The organism is Streptomyces aurantiacus, from assembly GCF_027107535.1.
GTDB lineage: Bacteria > Actinomycetota > Actinomycetes > Streptomycetales > Streptomycetaceae > Streptomyces.
In genome coordinates, this window is sequence record NZ_CP114283.1 from 7,777,761 (window position 1) to 7,793,370 (window position 15,610).

The window sequence follows — 15,610 nt, forward strand, 5'->3', positions numbered from 1 at the left end:
GATGGGCCCGGCACAGTCGGAGGAGGAGAAAGTGGCAACACCCCCAGGCGGTTCGTCTTCGGGCAACTGGTCCTATGGCCCTGGCCAGGGCCAGGGCGGCAACGACTCGCCGAACCGGTACAACTTCCCCTCCGCACCGACCCCGCGGCACCAGCAGCCCTACGCACCCCAGGGGCCCGGGCCCTCGCCGTACGACCAGCCGCAGGCGCCGCGCATCCAGCCCGTGCAGCCCCATCGGCGCTCCCCCGAACCTTCACCCGCGGGAGGCGCCAGCAATCCGCTGGTACGCCCCTACGCGATGACGGGCGGCCGCACCAGGCCGCGGTACCAGCTCGCCATCGAGGCACTGGTGCACACCACCGCGCAGCCGCACCAGATGCAGGGCCAGTTGCCCGAGCATCAGCGGATCTGCAACCTCTGCCGGGAGATCAAGTCGGTGGCCGAGATCTCGGCCCTGCTCACGATCCCTCTCGGTGTGGCCAGGATCCTCGTCGCCGACTTGGCGGAAGCGGGCCTGGTCGCCATTCATCAGCCCGGCGGCGACGAGAACGCCGGCGGTCAGCCAGACGTGACTTTGCTCGAAAGGGTGCTCAGTGGACTTCGCAAGCTCTAGCGGAGGGCCTTCCCGCTCCACCACGTCCGCGAAGATCGTGGTGGCGGGCGGCTTCGGCGTGGGCAAGACCACGTTCGTCGGGGCCGTCTCGGAGATCAACCCGCTGCGTACCGAGGCCGTGATGACGTCCGCTTCGGCGGGCATCGACGACCTCACCCACACCGGGGACAAGACCACCACGACGGTGGCCATGGACTTCGGCCGTATCACCCTGGACCAGGACCTGATCCTGTACCTGTTCGGCACCCCCGGCCAGGACCGCTTCTGGTTCATGTGGGACGACCTGGTGCGCGGCGCGATCGGCGCGATCGTCCTGGTCGACACCCGGCGTCTCGCCGACTGCTTCCCCGCGGTCGACTACTTCGAGAACAGCGGCCTGCCGTTCGTCATCGCCCTCAACGGCTTCGACGGCAGCCAGCCGTACAACCCGGACGAGGTCCGGGAGGCGCTCCAGATCGGCCCCGACACCCCGATCATCACGACGGACGCCCGGCACAGGGCCGACGCCAAGTCGGCGCTCATCACGCTCGTGGAGCACGCGCTGATGGCGCGCCTGCGCTAGCCCGCGGCGCTTCAACCGTACGAAGGGGGCCCTCTGCCAAAGAGGGCCCCCTTCGTCGTGTGTTCAGCACCGTCGTGCTTCGCGTCGTCGAGCACGGGTCCGTCGTGGTTGCTCGCGCCGTTCCCCGCGCCCCTCAAGGACAGCCCCGTGCACCCCGGCTTTCAGGCCTTCAGGGGCGCGGGGAACGGCGCGACCGGCCCCGACGACCCGCAGCCGATGAAGGCCCCCGCTCCCCACCGGCGCCCGCAGACATGCCAAAGGGCTCCCTCTTTCCAAAGAGAAAGAGGGAGCCCTTCGTGAGGCTCAGCGCCAGCTGTGCGGCGCCCGGAAGCCGGGCTCGCGCTCGAGGCGGCGCCAGCCGGCCTTCGCGCGGCCCCGGTGGGCGGGGGCGTCAGCCGGGGCGGAGGCGGCGCGAGCCAGCAGGATCGCCGTCACAGCGGCGACCTCCTCGGGCTCGGCGTGGCCCTTCTCGACGCGGATATCAGGAATGTCCATGGGTGTCAGTCTCCGTGAGAGAGAGGTCCGCGGGGTTGCCGCGACGGGTCCGGCGGGTTACTACTGCGGCGGGTTGCCGTGCTTGCGGGAGGGCAGGTCCGCGTGCTTGGTGCGGAGCATGGCGAGCGAGCGGATGAGGATCTCGCGGGTCTCCGCGGGGTCGATGACGTCGTCGACCAGGCCGCGCTCGGCCGCGTAGTAGGGGTGCATCAGCTCGGCCTTGTACTCCTTGACCATGCGTACGCGCATGGCCTCGGGGTCCTCCGCGTCGGCGATCTGGCGGCGGAAGATGACGTTCGCCGCGCCTTCCGCGCCCATCACGGCGATCTCGTTCGTCGGCCATGCGTAGGTGAGGTCCGCGCCGATGGACTGGCTGTCCATGACGATGTACGCGCCTCCGTAGGCCTTGCGGAGGATCAGCGAGATCCGCGGCACGGTCGCGTTGCAGTAGGCGTACAGCAGCTTCGCGCCGTGGCGGATGATCCCGCCGTGCTCCTGGTCGACACCGGGCAGGAAGCCCGGCACGTCCAGCAGCGTGATGATGGGGATGTTAAAAGCGTCGCACATCTGGACGAAACGCGCAGCTTTCTCCGACGCCTCGATGTCCAGGACGCCCGCGAGGGCCTGCGGCTGGTTGGCGACGATGCCCACCACCTGGCCGTCGAGCCGGGCCAGGGCGCAGATGATGTTGCGGGCCCAGCGCTCGTGGACCTCCAGGAAGTCGCCGTCGTCGACGAGTTCCTCGATGACCCTGGTCATGTCGTACGGCCGGCTGCCGTCCGCCGGCACCAGGTCCAGCAGCACGTCGGAGCGGCGGTCGGGCGCGTCCTCGGACTGGGCGGCCGGAGGGTTCTCGCGGTTGTTCTGCGGAAGCATCGTCAGGAGGTAGCGGACCTCCGCGATGCAGGTCTCCTCGTCGTCGTACGCGAAGTGCGCGACGCCGCTCGTCTCGGCGTGGACGTCCGCGCCGCCCAGCCCGTTCTGCGTGATCTCCTCGCCCGTGACCGCCTTCACGACGTCCGGACCGGTGATGAACATCTGCGAGGTCTCGCGGACCATGAACACGAAGTCCGTGAGGGCGGGGCTGTAGGCCGCGCCGCCCGCGCAGGGGCCGAGCATGACCGAGATCTGCGGGATGACGCCCGAGGCGCGGGTGTTGCGCTGGAAGATGCCGCCGTAGCCGGCGAGCGCGCTCACGCCCTCCTGGATGCGGGCGCCCGCGCCGTCGTTCAGCGAGACCAGCGGCGCCCCGGCCGCGATGGCCATGTCCATGATCTTGTGGATCTTCGTGGCGTGGGCCTCGCCCAGCGCGCCGCCGAAGATGCGGAAGTCGTGCGCGTACACGAAGACCGTGCGGCCCTCGACCGTGCCCCACCCGGTGATGACACCGTCGGTGTACGGCTTCTTGGTCTCCAGGCCGAACCCGGTGGCCCGGTGCCGCCGCAACTGCTCGACCTCGTTGAACGAGCCGTCGTCCAGCAGCAGCTCGATCCGCTCCCGGGCGGTCAGCTTGCCCTTGGCGTGCTGTGCCGCGGTCGCCTTGTCGCTGGGGCCGCGAAGAGCCTCCGTACGGATCGCCTGCAGCTCGGCCACACGCCCACGGGCGTCCGCGGGTTCACCGGCCGAGGATTCGGTCTCGTCCAAAACGGTCATGTAGCGACCTTACGAAGTCCACCAAGCAAAGCGGGCCGTCGACTCCGTACAGTCTCCGGCCCGTTTTACTGGTACCCCTGAACAGAACCCCATCGGCGTGCAGGCGATCCGACTGCTCAGGGGGGCTGCGGCTTGTAGGAGTCACACAAAGCCGTCAGCTGAGAGTCACCTCACATTCATGGGTGGCGCATGCCGTCCCCGGGGTGACACGCAGCCTCAGCCGGCGGCCGGCGGCGAGCACCTCGACGCCCGGTCCGACGCGCACGACCCGGCGTACGGGATGGTCCCAGACGACTTCCAGGGCCTCTCCGGTACGCGGCGGCTCGCTCACGCAGAGGGTGGCGGTCCGGCCCCGACGGCGTACGAGCACACTCGCGGGGCCGGAGACGGCGAGCGGGCCCACCGCTCCCGGCCGCCAGAAGTTGGCCGCGAGCAGCCCCGGCGCCGGTACGGACACGGCCTGGCAGTCGGCGTCGTTGGAGAGGACCGACAGCCGGCGACGGTCCGCGGCGCGGACCGCGACGGTGCGGCGCGAGGCCCCGGGGAACACGGCGTACGCGTACGTGGCGTCCACCGGGTCCGTGCCGTGGTCGAGCCAGAGCGTCTGCCAGCGGCGGGTCCGGCGTTCGGTGGTGCTGGTGGTGTTGATGTCGGACCAGGAGCCGGTGCGGTCCTCGCGGAGGGTCCGCAGGCGCTGTCCGTCCAGGACGACCCATCCGCCGTGGCCTTCGAGATGCGCCCAGCCGGGACCTCGTACGAGGGTCTGCGTGCCGCTCTCCCCGAGGTTCCTGTTGTCGACGACCGTCTCGACCGGGACGCCGTCCGTGGCGGTGATCCCCGCGCCGAGGCAGACGATCGCGTCGGAGAGGCAGAACCACGACGTGCGGGCCTCCAGGGTCGACCCGAGGCCCTTCAGGTGCTGTCCGACCGCCGCGAACTCCCCGTCCGTCGTGCCGCCGACCCAGCGCGTGGCGGGCTTGGGCTCGCCCCACTCGCCGCCCGCCCGGTCGGCGAGCCGCCTGGTGGACACGGTCGTCCCGGGGAGCCGGTACCAGTCGACGGTCGGCCAGAACCAGTCGGTGTACTGGTCGGCCCGGCCGGCGGCCCACCAGTAGAGCATTCCGGCGCCCGTGTGCCAGCCGCGCGGGTTCTCGCCGTTGCCGCACTCGTAGTGGGCGATGCGCTCGCTCGCCATGGCGATGTTCGCGGTGAAGCCGGGGCCGCGGTGCACGGCCCGGTCCATGGCGGCGAACAGGTGGTGACCGGCCGGTTCGGGGGCGGGCGGGACCGCCGAGCCGGCGACGGCGTGCAGCCGGGCCAGATCGGCCACCCCGAACTGACGCCCCGTCAAGATGGGTGTGACGGTGTCCCGTTCGATCCACCCCTTGATCCGCCCGTGCCAGCGGTCTCGCTCCGTGGCGCTCGCACCCTGGGCGAGAAGCGCGATGGCCGCGATCAGCGCCTGGCCGTGGAAGTGGTCGCTGCGCATGATCCGCCGGTCGTCGCTCTTGAGGTAACCACGGCTGATGGCACGTCCGTTGACGCTGTCCATCATCAACCCGTCATGGATCAGCGGCGCGTAGGCCTTCTCCACGCTGTCGAGGACGATCTGCCTGGCGGGGTCGGTCACCTCCCAGGGCGAACCGGCGAGCAGCGCGAAGAGACGGCCAAGGCCGTCGAGCAGGACCTGTCCGTACGTCCCCGAGTACGCGACCCAGGTGTGCTGGACGAACGACCCGTCGGCGTAGAGCCCGTCGCCCTCGGTGACGTACGGGAAGACGGGTGAGAGTGCGTCCCGGGCGAGTGCGATCTTCTCCGGGGCGCGGCCGACGATGCCGCGCAGGGCGACGGATCGGCACAGGTCGACGCGGTTGGCTCCGGTCGAGATGCCCGTGTAGTCGCGGAGCACCGCGTCGGGGACGAAGTGGTCGACGGCGGCGCAGGCGGCGGCGACCTGCGTGCCGGTGAGCTCGCCGTGCAGGGCGGCCACGATGTCCGTGAGGAGGCGGGGGCTGCCGATCTGCCACTCCCACCAGTTGCCGTACCGGGTGGTGGACGGGTTGTAGACCGTGGCGGAGAGGTGGTCGAGGCCGCGCAGGAGGTCGGCGCGCAGGCCCGGGTCGCCGGTGGAGCCGGTGCCCTCCTGGACGTACGCCTGCGTCATCGTCCACAGCCTGCTGTAGCTCTGGGTGATGCCTGTCGGCGGGTCGTAGGGGTGGCCGGGCCAGAGCGAACCGGCCGTCGGGGCCATGGACTCCCGGAAGCCGCGGGCCAGTTCACCGGTCTCGGCGAGCCGGGAGGCGTACGGTTCGGCGGCCGGATCGTAACCGGCGCCGAGCGCGATCTCCAGCCAGCGGCGCCGGAGCGTGTCGTACGCGTCGTCGTTCGCCGCGTACGCGGGGATGGCGGGCGTCAGGAGCGGAGCGCTCGACGTGAGCGCCGCCGCCAGCAGGAACGTACGGCGGGTGGGAGTCCCGGAGCTGAGCTTCATGCGGGTCCTTCCTGCGGTTGACCGTGCTGCCTGTCGGACGGCGGTGCAGGTGGGGCAAGGCGATGGTGCACGAGCGCTGCACGGGTCCACCAGGGGGCCGACGGACGACCTTAGGTATAGACCAATAACGACCAGGAGTAACCGGACCGGCACGTCGCGCTTAAGGTTGAAACTTGTACGGAATAGGTCTATGGTCGTCGTAGTTGAACGTTAAACAGCTTCGGCGCAGAGCCGGGGCACGTCCCCAAAGGAGCTAGTCATGGGCATCTTCGGCCGCAAGGACACGAACGACACCGCTGCCGCGGCGACCACCGCCGTGAGCCCCGACCTGGCCGCCCTGACCGGCGACTACACGATCGACCCGGCCCACTCGACGATCGGCTTCGTCGCGCGCCACGCCATGGTGACGAACGTCAAGGGCGGCTTCGAGGACTTCGTCGGAAGCCTGCACCTGGACGGTGGCGACCCGTCGCTGTCGACGGCGAGCATCGACGTCAAGATGGACAGCATCAGCACCGGTTCCGCCGACCGTGACGGTCACCTGAAGAGCGCGGACTTCTTCAAGACGGAGGAGTTCCCCACGATGACGTTCCGCTCCACCCAGGCGGAGGCGCTCGGCGGCGACGACTACCGCATCACCGGTGACCTGACGATTCTGGGCACCACCAAGCCGCTCTCCATCGACCTGGAGTTCAACGGCGCCGCGAAGGACCCGTTCGGCAACGAGCGGATCGGCTTCGAGGGCAAGGCGGAGCTCCTGCGCTCCGAGTGGGGCCTGACCTGGAACGCGGCGCTGGAGACCGGTGGCGTGCTCGTCTCCGACAAGATCAAGCTGAGCTTCGACATCTCGGCGATCCGGAACGCCGACTGATCAGGACACCCGACCGGTCCGAGTACGGGCCGGCCTGAGTACCTGACGGATCCGGGTACCTGACGGATCCGGATACCGGGCCCATCCGAGTGCCGGATCTCGTCCCGTCCGTCGAGCGCGCCCGCCCTCCTGCTCCCTGTGAGCGGAAGGCGGGCGCTCGGCCGTGAGGGGCCCGGGCCGGAGACCGTCGAGGCAGGTCCGAGGCGGGCGGGACGAGCCCGGGCCGGAGACGGGTGCCGCGGGTCCGGTCACCTCACCGGCCGCCCCGCTTCCAGCCCGGCGACCGCCTTCCCCAGCCGGGCGGCCCGCCCCTCGGGGGTCCTCGCCTTCAGCAGGCCCAGGATGACCAGGTACCGGTCCGTCCTGCCGAGGCCGTCGAAGAAGGCCTTCGCACGGGGGCTGCGGTCCAGCGCGGCGGCGAGGTCGTCCGGGACCGTCGCGGTCCGCTGCGACTCGTACGCCGCGTCCCACCGGCCGTCCGCCTGGGCGGCGGCGACCTCCGCGAGACCCGAGGGGCGCATCCGCCCGGCCGCGGTGAGAGCCTCCACCTTGCGCACGTTGACCATCGACCACAGGCTGCCCGGCCTGCGCGGGGTGTACTTCTGGAGGTAGTACGACGCGTCGAGCCCTCGCCGCTGGCCGTCGATCCAGCCGTGGCAGAGGGCCACGTCGAGGGCCTCCGTCACCGTGATCGACGGCAGGCCGGAGCCCTTCTTGGCGATCTTCAGCCAGACCCCTCCCTTGAGGCCCGGATGAGCGGACACCCACGCGTCCAGCTGCGCGGTGTCCGCGAAGGCCCTGATCTCCACGCCGTCGATCGTGCCGGCACTGCCGAGGGTGTCATCCATGAGGACACAGTAGGACGGCAGTAGGACAGATACTGTCCTAGATGGTCCGGACGGCCGGATGGTCTGCCGAACGGGCCGGGTTGGCCGTGCGGGAGGTCGGCGCTACCGTGCGCCGGTGTCCTCGTTCATACAGCAACTCCCGGCCCTGATAGGCGTGGTCATCGGTGCTCTGGGCTCGTATCTCGCGATCGTGCGCGGGGACCGGGTCCGGTTCCGGCGCGAACAGACGGCACGGTGGGACGAGCGGCGCCTCGCCGTGTACTCCGACTACGCCCGGACGCTGAAGAAGACCATCACCCTGAACTACCGGGTCGCGGCCCACCTCGGCAACGACCCGAACCGGCATCCCCTGACCCCCGAGGACGCGGCGCCGCAGCTGGCGGCCGCCCTGGACGCCCGCGATCCGGCCTGGGAGGCCCTGCTGATGCTCGGTGCGCCCGACGTGGTCGACCGGGCGCGCGAGTGGGTTCTCGCGGCCATCGAGATGGAACGCTTCCTGGAGGCCGGCGTCCACGACCCGGACGGCTGGTCGGCCCTGCTGGCGCGCCAGCGCGTGGCCCGGGACCGGTACTACGTGGCGGTCCGAAGCGACCTGGCCCTTCCGCCGGGGCACTCGGGCCGGTGGACCCTCGACCGGTCGGACCCGGGAGCGTGAGGACGCCCTGCGATCCCGCCCGTCCGGGTGTCCCGGGGCGCCGGGCACGGCGTGACCCGGACCCTCCGTCATCGGGTGGCTCCGTCATCGGGTGGCTCCGTCATCGGGTGGCTCCGGCAGTCGGAGGGCTCCGGTAATCGGGTGGCTCCGGAAGGCCGGGGGTGACTAACCTGCCCCTCATGTCCAGCCCCGAGGCGTCAAGACTCCGGCCACCGGCTCTCCGGTGGCTGTTCGGGATGTCGGGCTGAAGCGTCGCGGTCGAGCGCGTCCAGGCCCCCGCCACTGTCACCGTCACCGGAACGCCGTACAGCGTGCCGTGTCCATTTTCGGGTGTTACGGGTGTGCGGAGTCGTGTCATGCCATTGGGGCTTTATCTGTTGGGGCTCGCTGTCTTCGCTCAGGGGACTTCGGAGTTCATGCTGTCCGGGCTCGTGCCGGACATCGCGCGGGACATGGGGGTGTCCGTACCGGCGGCCGGGTCGCTGACCTCGGCGTTCGCCGTGGGGATGGTCGTGGGGGCGCCCCTCATGGCCGTGCTGGTCCGGCGGTGGTCGCGGCGTGCGGCGCTGCTGGGGTTCCTGGGCGCCTTCCTGGTCGTGCACGTCGTCGGTGCGGTCACCGACAGCTTCGCGGTGCTGCTGGCCACCCGGGTCGTGGGTGCGCTCGCCAACGCCGGGTTCCTGGCGGTGGCCGTGATGACGGCCGTCGGCATGGTCGGGGCCGACGCCAAGGGGCGGGCCACGTCGGTGCTGTTGGGCGGAGTGACGGTCGCGTGTGTGGCCGGCGTGCCCGGCGGCGCCCTCCTGGGGCAGCTGTGGGGATGGCGGTCGGCGTTCTGGGCCGTGGTCGTCCTGTCCGTGCCGGCCCTCTTCGCGATCGTGCGGTCCGTGCCGGGCGGGTCCCCCACTGCCGCGCACGTGAGTGTGCGGAGCGAGCTGCGGGTCCTGCGCACACCTCGTCTCCAAGTGGCGCTGCTTCTGGGGGCGTTGGTGAACGGGGCCACCTTCTGCACCTTCACCTATCTCGCGCCGCTCGTCACCGGCGTCACCGGGCTGGGCGAGCGGTGGGTGCCCCTCGTGCTGGCGCTCTTCGGGCTCGGCTCGTTCGCCGGGGTCGCCGTCGCGGGGCGGATCGCCGACTCCCGGCCCGGCCCGGTCCTCGTCGGCGGCGGGGCCGCGCTGCTGTTGGGGTGGGCCGTCCTCGGCCTCACCGCGGGGAACCCGGTGGCGGCGGTCGTACTCGCCTTCGTACAGGGCGCGTTGTCGTTCGGCGTCGGCTCGACGCTGATCTCACGGGTGCTGTACGCGGCGGCCGGGGCGCCGACCCTGGCGGGCGGGTTCGCGACGGCCGCGTTCAACGTGGGTGGTGCGCTGGGGCCTTGGTTCGGCGGTGTCGTGATCGGGGCGGGCCTCGGCTACCGGTCTCCGGTGTGGGTCAGTACCGCACTCGTGGGGCTCGCCCTGGCCGTGGGCGTCACGAGCCTACGGAGGAGGGCCGCCGGGCCGGCTCGGGCATCATGGACCGTATGAGCGGTCACGACGCGTACGAATGGATCAGGGTCGCCGCGTACGAGAACGCGCCCGGGCGCCCTCAGCCCCTTGCCGCCGTGCGGAGTTGACTGCGGGAGCGCGGTGTCGACTGGATGCCGTTCGTGACGGACGAGATGCGGTGGGACCACACGTGCGGGCGCGGGGAGGACGGGCGCCCGCGCGGGTGGTTCACCGTGTACGTGGCGGCGGACGCCCTGGGGCGGCTCGGACTGCATCCCCGGCAGGCGTCCTCCCGCATCGACGGGACCTCGCCGCCCGGCTGGTGGCATGCGGCCGGGGAGCGGTACGCGCGTGGGCGGGCGCCCTTGCCGGACCCGGCCCGCGGCGGGAATATCCCGGTGCGGGGCCGGTGGGCCGGGCGCTAGCCTCCGGGCATGACCTGGCTGCCTGCTGACTTCGTCCATCCCCTGCGCGTCGACGTGCCCGGCGGGTGTCACCTCCGCCCGATCACCGGGGCGGACGCCGCGATCGACTACCCGGCGGTGATGGGATCCCGGGAACGGCTGTGGTCGGTCTTCGGGGAGGCCTGGGGCTGGCCCGCCGCCACGATCACCTACGAGGCCAACCAGGCTGACCTGGAACGGCACGAGGCCGAGATCGCCGCTCACGAGTCCTTCAACTACGTGCTGTTCGACGAGGCGGAGACCACCGAGTACGGGTGCGTCTACATCGATCCGCCGGAGAAGGCCGGTGCCGACGCCGAGATCTCCTGGTGGGTCGTGGACGACCAGGTGGGGACCTCGCTGGAGCGGGACCTGGACGCGTTCGTGCCGCGGTGGATCGCCGAGGCGTGGCCCTTCGAGCGGCCGCGGTTCATCGGGCGGGACCTGTCGTGGAAGGAGTGGCTGGCCCTGCCGGACCACACCTGACGGACCCCGGACCACACCTGTCGACTCCCCGGACCGCGACGCCCGCACGAACAACGGCGCCGACACGGGCACGGGCCGGCTCCCGGCTCCCGGCCGTACGTCCCCTACGCGTCCCGGGCCCTGAACACCGCCGCCGCGACGAGGAGGGTGCCCAGCGCGTACGCCGCCAGGACGCCGAGGCCCGGCCACGGGCCGATCGGCAGGCGGGACAGATCCTTCGTGGCCCGGATGGCGAGGCCCGCCGGCATGGGGGCCCAGCGTTCCAGACGACGGCTCCAGGCCGGGTCGCTCAGGAGGTCCGCCACCACCGGGACCACGTACAGCAGGCCAAGACCCGCGGTGACGGCGCCTGTGCTGTCCCGCAGCAGGGCGGCCAGTCCGAGGCCCAGCAGGGTGATCAGGGTGAGGCAGAGGACCGAGCCGAAGGCCGCGCGGAGGGTGGGTCCGTCGGCGAGGGACGGCAGCGGGTAGCCGGACTCCGCGGTGAAGACGTCACCGGGAAGGAGCAGCCTGCCGAGGGAGAGGGAGGCGAGGACCGCCACCGCTCCGGCCACCGCGGTCGCGGCGGCCAGGACGGCCGCCTTTGCCGCGAGCAGCGGCACCCGGTGCGGCATGGCCGTCAGAGTCGTACGGATCGTGCCGGTGCCGTACTCCGCGCCCATCGACAGCGCGCCGAGGGCCAGGGCCGCCGCCTGGCCGAGCCAGACGCCCGTGAGGCTCAGTTTCACCGTGTCCTCGCGGCAGGCCTCCGCCGACGCGCAGAGGCCGGTGCCGACGGAGGCCGCCGCGGCCGCACCGACCGCGACCGTGAGAGCCACGGTGGCCGCCAGGAGCCACCAACTGCTGGGCAGCGTACGGAACTTGGTCCACTCGGCGTGGAACGGCCGGAGCATCCCCGTGCGGCTCACGCGTCCCTCCCGCGCAGGCGCCGGACGGCCAGTGCCAGCGCCACCGCCACGTACGCGCACATCACCGCCAGGCCGTGCCAGGGATCCAGTGGGTAACAGCCGCTCTCCGGGAGGCAGTTGTGGGCCACCTGCGGGTAGTAGGTGACTCCCTGCTGGATCGCGAACGCCGCCGCGGGAGTCAGCCGAAGCAGCCACTCGGCGACCGGCAGAGGCAGAGCGAACGCCAGGATCTGCGGGAGGATCACCAGGACCACCACCACCGTGATCGCCCCCGCACTGCTGCGCAGTACCGCACCCAGGGCCAGGGCGAGGACCGCGACCAGCGACAGCAGGATCGCGCTGCCGACGATCGCCCGGGCGGCGGGTCCCTCCAGCAGGGAGAGGTCCGGGTACGCGGGAGGCCTGAACCCGTTGGAGCGCAGCCGGTCCTGCGCGAGCGGGAACGACAGGGCCGCCGCCACGAGCCCCGCTGTGAACGTCACTCCCCCGATCACCAGGGCCTTCGCCGCCAGGACCTGTCCCCGGCGCGGACTCGCCATGAACGTCGTACGGATCATGCCGCGCTTGTACTCGGCGGTGATGAAGAGCGCGCCGAGCGTCACCATGAACAGAACGCCGACGAAGACACCCTGGAAGCTCATCTGGACGGTGTCGCCGCCGGTCTGGTTCGGGGCGATGTCGCCCTGCCCGGTGAGCGTGAAGACGCCGCCGCCGGTGATCTGTGTGCTGCCGGGCACCGGCCGGGCCGGGCCTGACTCCGGGAGGTCCGGGTCCTCCGGATCGGGGGCGCCCACGTCGGTGCTGGTCCAGGATGTGCCCGCGGTGGCGCCACGCAGCCCGGCGTGGTCGAAGGCCGCGGTGGCGGTCGCGCTTCCCGCGGTCTCGGAGGTGCCGCCGAAGGAGCGGCGCAGTGTGTGATGGGCCGGGGTGGCGACGAACAGACCGGCGCGGGCCGCCTTCGGGAGGTCCGCCGGGCGTACGGTCGCGATCTTCGTCCACCTGCGGCCGTCCGGCGACTCGTAGCCGGTCAGCTCCTGGCCCGAACGTGTCAGCCTGAGCCAGCGAGCGGTGGCGGACGAGCCTGCCCGGTCGTGGGTGAAGTCCCACTGCAGGCGGACGCCGTGGTCCGGGGTCACCATCAGGGCCACGTACGAACTGCCGGGTTCCGTGCTCGACTTGATGATGACGCCGGCCTTCGCCCACGGCTCGGGAGAGTGGTCCTCCTGTCCCTCGACGCCGGACACGTGGACCGTGACGCTGCCGTTCCCCGTGAGCGGCCGGTGGACGAAGCGGAAGCTGTCGTCCACGCGGGTGCCGTCGGGCGCGAAGGCGGTTCTGGGCCGGCCGTTGGGGTCGTCGGTGGTGCCGCTCGCGCCGAGCTGCGAGATGCCGACGGTTGCGGCAACCGCCAGCACGAGGATCAGCAGCCAGCTCTGTACGGTCCAGAACTTGCTCCACTCCGCGCGCAGCAGCCGGACGAACCCGGCCCGGCCCGGCTGGAGCCGGGAACGGTAGGGGGCATGCGTCCAAGGCGCGGTCATCGTGCCGCCTCGCCGTTCGCGGTGGAGGTGAACTCCGCGGCGTCGCGGGTCAGTTCCATGTACGCCTCCTCCAAGGTGGCTCGGTGGGCGCCCACTTCGGCGAACGGAATCCCGGCCTCGGCGAGGAGTGCCACGATCCGCTCCGACGGCAGCCCGGTGACGGTCAGGGTGTCCCGGCCGGTGACGGCGACCGTGCCGCCCCGGCCGGTGAGCAGTTCCATCGCCTCGGTGCGCGCGCTCGTGCGCAGGGCGACGCGGTCGCCGGACGCCGCAGCCAGCAGGTCGGCGACGGCCGTGTCGGCGATCAGGCGACCCCGGCCGACCACCACCAAGTGGTCGGCGGTGTCTTCCAGTTCGCTCATGAGGTGGCTCGACACGAGAATGGCCCGGCCCTCGGCTGCCAGGCTCCGCAGCAGGCCGCGGATCCACTGGATGCCCTCGGGGTCGAGGCCGTTGACCGGCTCGTCGAGCAGGAGGACGGGTGGGTCCCCGAGGAGGGCGGCGGCCACGCCGAGGCGCTGGCGCATGCCGAGCGAGTAGCCGCCCGCCCTGCGGCGCGCCCCCTGCGCCATGCCGACCTGTTCGAGCACCTCGTCGACCCGGCGCAGGGACAGGCCGTGCGAGTGCGCCAGCCACCGCAGGTGGTCGCGGCCCCGGCGGGCCGGGTGCAGCGCGGCCGCGTCGAGCAACGCGCCCACCTCCAGCAGCGGGGAGCGCAGGTCGTGGTAGGGGCGTCCGCCGATGAGGGCGGTGCCCGTGTCGGGGGCGTCCAGACCGAGTACGGTCCGCATGGTCGTCGACTTGCCCGCCCCGTTGGGGCCGACGAAGCCGGTGACCTGGCCCGGTCCGACCGAGAAGGAGAGCCCGTCGACGGCGACGGTCCGCCCGAACCTCTTGTGCAGGTCCAGGACTTCGATGGTTGCGTCCATGCTCAGCGAGGTTAGGGACCGTGGTTCGTGGCGTCGTCCCGGCCGCGAGCGGTCTTCGCCTCCCCGGCCCGGGGGACGGCATCCCTCGTATGGGGGACACGCACACTGCTGACCAGAGGGACGCGGTCCGGCGCCGACGACGGCACAATGGCGGGCGTGGACGAGAAGGACGAGGTGAGAGCGGCGAGGACGGTCCCGGATTCCGCGGAACTCGCGGGCAGAGTGAGGCAGTTGGTACCGCGTCGCCGGAGGGCGTCCGGCGACGGCCGACTGCCCGCCCGTGGCCGTGCCGCTCGAACAGCCCGTGCCGCCCGCGCCCCGGGCGACGCCTCCCACGGCACGGGCGCCCTCGCCTCCGCCTCCTTCGCCGGGCGCTTCTCCGTCGCGCCCCGGCCCTCTGCCGGTCCGGGGCCCCTCTCCCCTTTCTCCCCCTTCGTGTTCTCCGTCGGTCTCGCGCTGCTCGCCTGCGTCGAGATCCTCGTACGAGCCGCCGGTCTGCGCGGCAACCTCGCGCTCGCCGTGCTGCTCACCCTGTGCACGACCCTGCCGGTGGGCCTCCTCCTCGCGCCGGAGCGCGGGACGGGCACCCGCAACGCCGCCGCGATCGCGCTCACGACCGCCTGCGTCCTGGCCCTGGAACCCTTCCATGTCCTGACCCTCTCGGGATCGGTGGCCCAGCTGGCGGCCGTCCACCTGCTCGGACGGGCCGGGGCACCACTGCTCAGCGGCCTCCTCGTACTCCCGTACGTCGGGCTGGCCCTGGCGGCGGCCGCGGGCCCCGGCGGCTCCACCGTCCGCGTCGTGACCGTCCTGGTCGCCACGCTCGGCTCCGCCGCCGCGGCCACCGGCATCACCCGGCATGTACGGACCACGGCGCAGGCCCACAGCGAGACGGAGCAGGCCTTCGCCGACACGCTCCTCGAACACGCCGCGCGGGGCGAACGGGCCCGTATCGCACGGGAGTTGCACGATGTCGTCGCGCATCACATCTCGATGATCGCCGTGCAGGCCGAGACGGCACGGCTGACCACGCAGGGGATGCCCGCCGACGGCGCCACCCGGCTGCTGGCCATCGGGGACACCGCGCGGGCCGCGCTGACGGAGATGCGGCGGCTGCTCGGAGTGCTGCGCGAGGACGCGGACGCGGAAGTCACCCGACGCCCCCAGCCGGGGCTGCGCCAGCTGATGGAGCTGATCGACGAGTCCCGGGACGCCGCGGGTTCCGGCACCCGGCTGATCGTCAGCGGCACGGTCGCGCCGCTCGACCCGGGCATCGAGGTCACCGCGTTCCGTATCGTCCAGGAGGCCCTGACCAACGTCCGCCGGCATGCTCCTGGTGCCGCTGTCGACGTCGAACTCCGGTATGGGAAATACGACTTGGAGCTCCGCGTGCGCGACAACGGCCCGGGCCCCGGGCTCGGCGCCGGTCCCGGGTCCGTCACCGCCCACGCCGCGGACCGGGCGGGGCACGGCCTTCTTGGCATGCGGGAGCGGGCGGCGACCGTGGGAGGCACCCTGCGCACCGGGCCCGCACCCGGCGGCGGCTTCCTGGTCGAGGCACGGCTCCCGATCCGGGCGGAGGCCCTGGCGTGACAGACCCCGGAGGAACCACCGCGCGGCGTTCC

The 15,610-nt window shown here is 72.0% G+C and carries 15 protein-coding genes; 8 read left to right on the forward strand and 7 right to left on the reverse strand.

Going from position 1 to position 15,610, the window contains the following annotated elements; all coding sequences use genetic code 11:
• Nucleotides 1-31: 31 nt before the first annotated feature.
• On the forward strand, nt 32-613 hold the full coding sequence (locus O1Q96_RS36315; RefSeq protein WP_217455050.1) for a DUF742 domain-containing protein: 582 nt from the start codon (nt 32-34) through the stop codon (nt 611-613).
• Nucleotides 594-1,175 (forward strand): GTP-binding protein, encoded by a 582-nt coding sequence (locus O1Q96_RS36320; RefSeq protein ID WP_006375305.1) that lies wholly within the window; start codon nt 594-596, stop codon nt 1,173-1,175. The genes O1Q96_RS36315 and O1Q96_RS36320 overlap by 20 nt, the downstream gene beginning before the upstream one ends.
• Before the next feature lie 303 nt (nt 1,176-1,478).
• On the opposite strand, the gene O1Q96_RS36325 is transcribed toward O1Q96_RS36320, so the two are convergent.
• From O1Q96_RS36325 to O1Q96_RS36335, 3 genes are all read right to left on the reverse strand, one after another.
• Nucleotides 1,479-1,670, reverse strand: a complete 192-nt coding sequence (locus O1Q96_RS36325) for an acyl-CoA carboxylase subunit epsilon (RefSeq protein WP_217454373.1) — start codon at nt 1,668-1,670, stop codon at nt 1,479-1,481.
• A gap of 60 nt (nt 1,671-1,730) precedes the next feature.
• Nucleotides 1,731-3,323 (reverse strand): acyl-CoA carboxylase subunit beta, encoded by a 1,593-nt coding sequence (locus O1Q96_RS36330; protein WP_269252167.1) that lies wholly within the window; start codon nt 3,321-3,323, stop codon nt 1,731-1,733.
• A gap of 154 nt (nt 3,324-3,477) precedes the next feature.
• On the reverse strand, nt 3,478-5,814 hold the full coding sequence (locus tag O1Q96_RS36335) for a polysaccharide lyase 8 family protein (RefSeq protein WP_269252168.1): 2,337 nt from the start codon (nt 5,812-5,814) through the stop codon (nt 3,478-3,480).
• 259 nt (nt 5,815-6,073) lie between these two features.
• On the opposite strand from O1Q96_RS36335, the gene O1Q96_RS36340 reads away from it, so the two are divergent.
• On the forward strand, nt 6,074-6,685 hold the full coding sequence (locus tag O1Q96_RS36340; RefSeq protein WP_269252169.1) for a YceI family protein: 612 nt from the start codon (nt 6,074-6,076) through the stop codon (nt 6,683-6,685).
• A gap of 248 nt (nt 6,686-6,933) precedes the next feature.
• Here O1Q96_RS36340 and O1Q96_RS36345 read toward each other — a convergent pair whose 3' ends face one another.
• A complete protein-coding gene (locus O1Q96_RS36345) occupies nt 6,934-7,533 on the reverse strand; it encodes a YdeI/OmpD-associated family protein (RefSeq protein ID WP_269252170.1) in 600 nt (199 codons plus the stop codon).
• A gap of 115 nt (nt 7,534-7,648) precedes the next feature.
• Between O1Q96_RS36345 and O1Q96_RS36350 the strand changes: the two genes are divergently transcribed.
• The 4 genes from O1Q96_RS36350 to O1Q96_RS36365 all read left to right on the forward strand — a co-directional run bounded on the left by O1Q96_RS36350 (nt 7,649) and on the right by O1Q96_RS36365 (nt 10,607).
• On the forward strand, nt 7,649-8,188 hold the full coding sequence (locus O1Q96_RS36350) for a hypothetical protein (RefSeq protein WP_269252171.1): 540 nt from the start codon (nt 7,649-7,651) through the stop codon (nt 8,186-8,188).
• 356 nt (nt 8,189-8,544) lie between these two features.
• A complete protein-coding gene (locus O1Q96_RS36355) occupies nt 8,545-9,717 on the forward strand; it encodes a Cmx/CmrA family chloramphenicol efflux MFS transporter (RefSeq protein ID WP_269252172.1) in 1,173 nt (390 codons plus the stop codon).
• Nucleotides 9,718-9,830: 113 nt separating this feature from the next.
• The gene (locus O1Q96_RS36360) at nt 9,831-10,103 is read left to right on the forward strand and encodes a hypothetical protein (RefSeq protein WP_269252173.1); all 273 of its coding nucleotides are present in this window, start codon (nt 9,831-9,833) and stop codon (nt 10,101-10,103) included.
• A gap of 9 nt (nt 10,104-10,112) precedes the next feature.
• Nucleotides 10,113-10,607: an N-acetyltransferase gene (locus O1Q96_RS36365; RefSeq protein WP_269252174.1), complete on the forward strand. Its 495-nt coding sequence runs from the start codon at nt 10,113-10,115 to the stop codon at nt 10,605-10,607.
• Nucleotides 10,608-10,711: 104 nt separating this feature from the next.
• On the opposite strand, the gene O1Q96_RS36370 is transcribed toward O1Q96_RS36365, so the two are convergent.
• Genes O1Q96_RS36370 through O1Q96_RS36380 form a run of 3 tightly spaced genes read right to left on the reverse strand, consistent with a single transcriptional unit; the run spans nt 10,712 to nt 13,985 of the window.
• Nucleotides 10,712-11,515: an ABC transporter permease subunit gene (locus O1Q96_RS36370; RefSeq protein WP_331276084.1), complete on the reverse strand. Its 804-nt coding sequence runs from the start codon at nt 11,513-11,515 to the stop codon at nt 10,712-10,714.
• The gene (locus tag O1Q96_RS36375; RefSeq protein WP_269252175.1) at nt 11,512-13,056 is read right to left on the reverse strand and encodes a DUF1349 domain-containing protein; all 1,545 of its coding nucleotides are present in this window, start codon (nt 13,054-13,056) and stop codon (nt 11,512-11,514) included. Before O1Q96_RS36375 ends, O1Q96_RS36370 begins: the two co-directional genes overlap by 4 nt.
• The gene (locus O1Q96_RS36380; RefSeq protein ID WP_269252176.1) at nt 13,053-13,985 is read right to left on the reverse strand and encodes an ABC transporter ATP-binding protein; all 933 of its coding nucleotides are present in this window, start codon (nt 13,983-13,985) and stop codon (nt 13,053-13,055) included. The genes O1Q96_RS36375 and O1Q96_RS36380 overlap by 4 nt, the downstream gene beginning before the upstream one ends.
• A gap of 156 nt (nt 13,986-14,141) precedes the next feature.
• Here O1Q96_RS36380 and O1Q96_RS36385 point away from each other — a divergent pair, with 156 nt between their 5' ends.
• A complete protein-coding gene (locus tag O1Q96_RS36385; protein WP_269252177.1) occupies nt 14,142-15,578 on the forward strand; it encodes a sensor histidine kinase in 1,437 nt (478 codons plus the stop codon).
• The last annotated feature ends 32 nt before the right edge of the window (nt 15,579-15,610 follow it).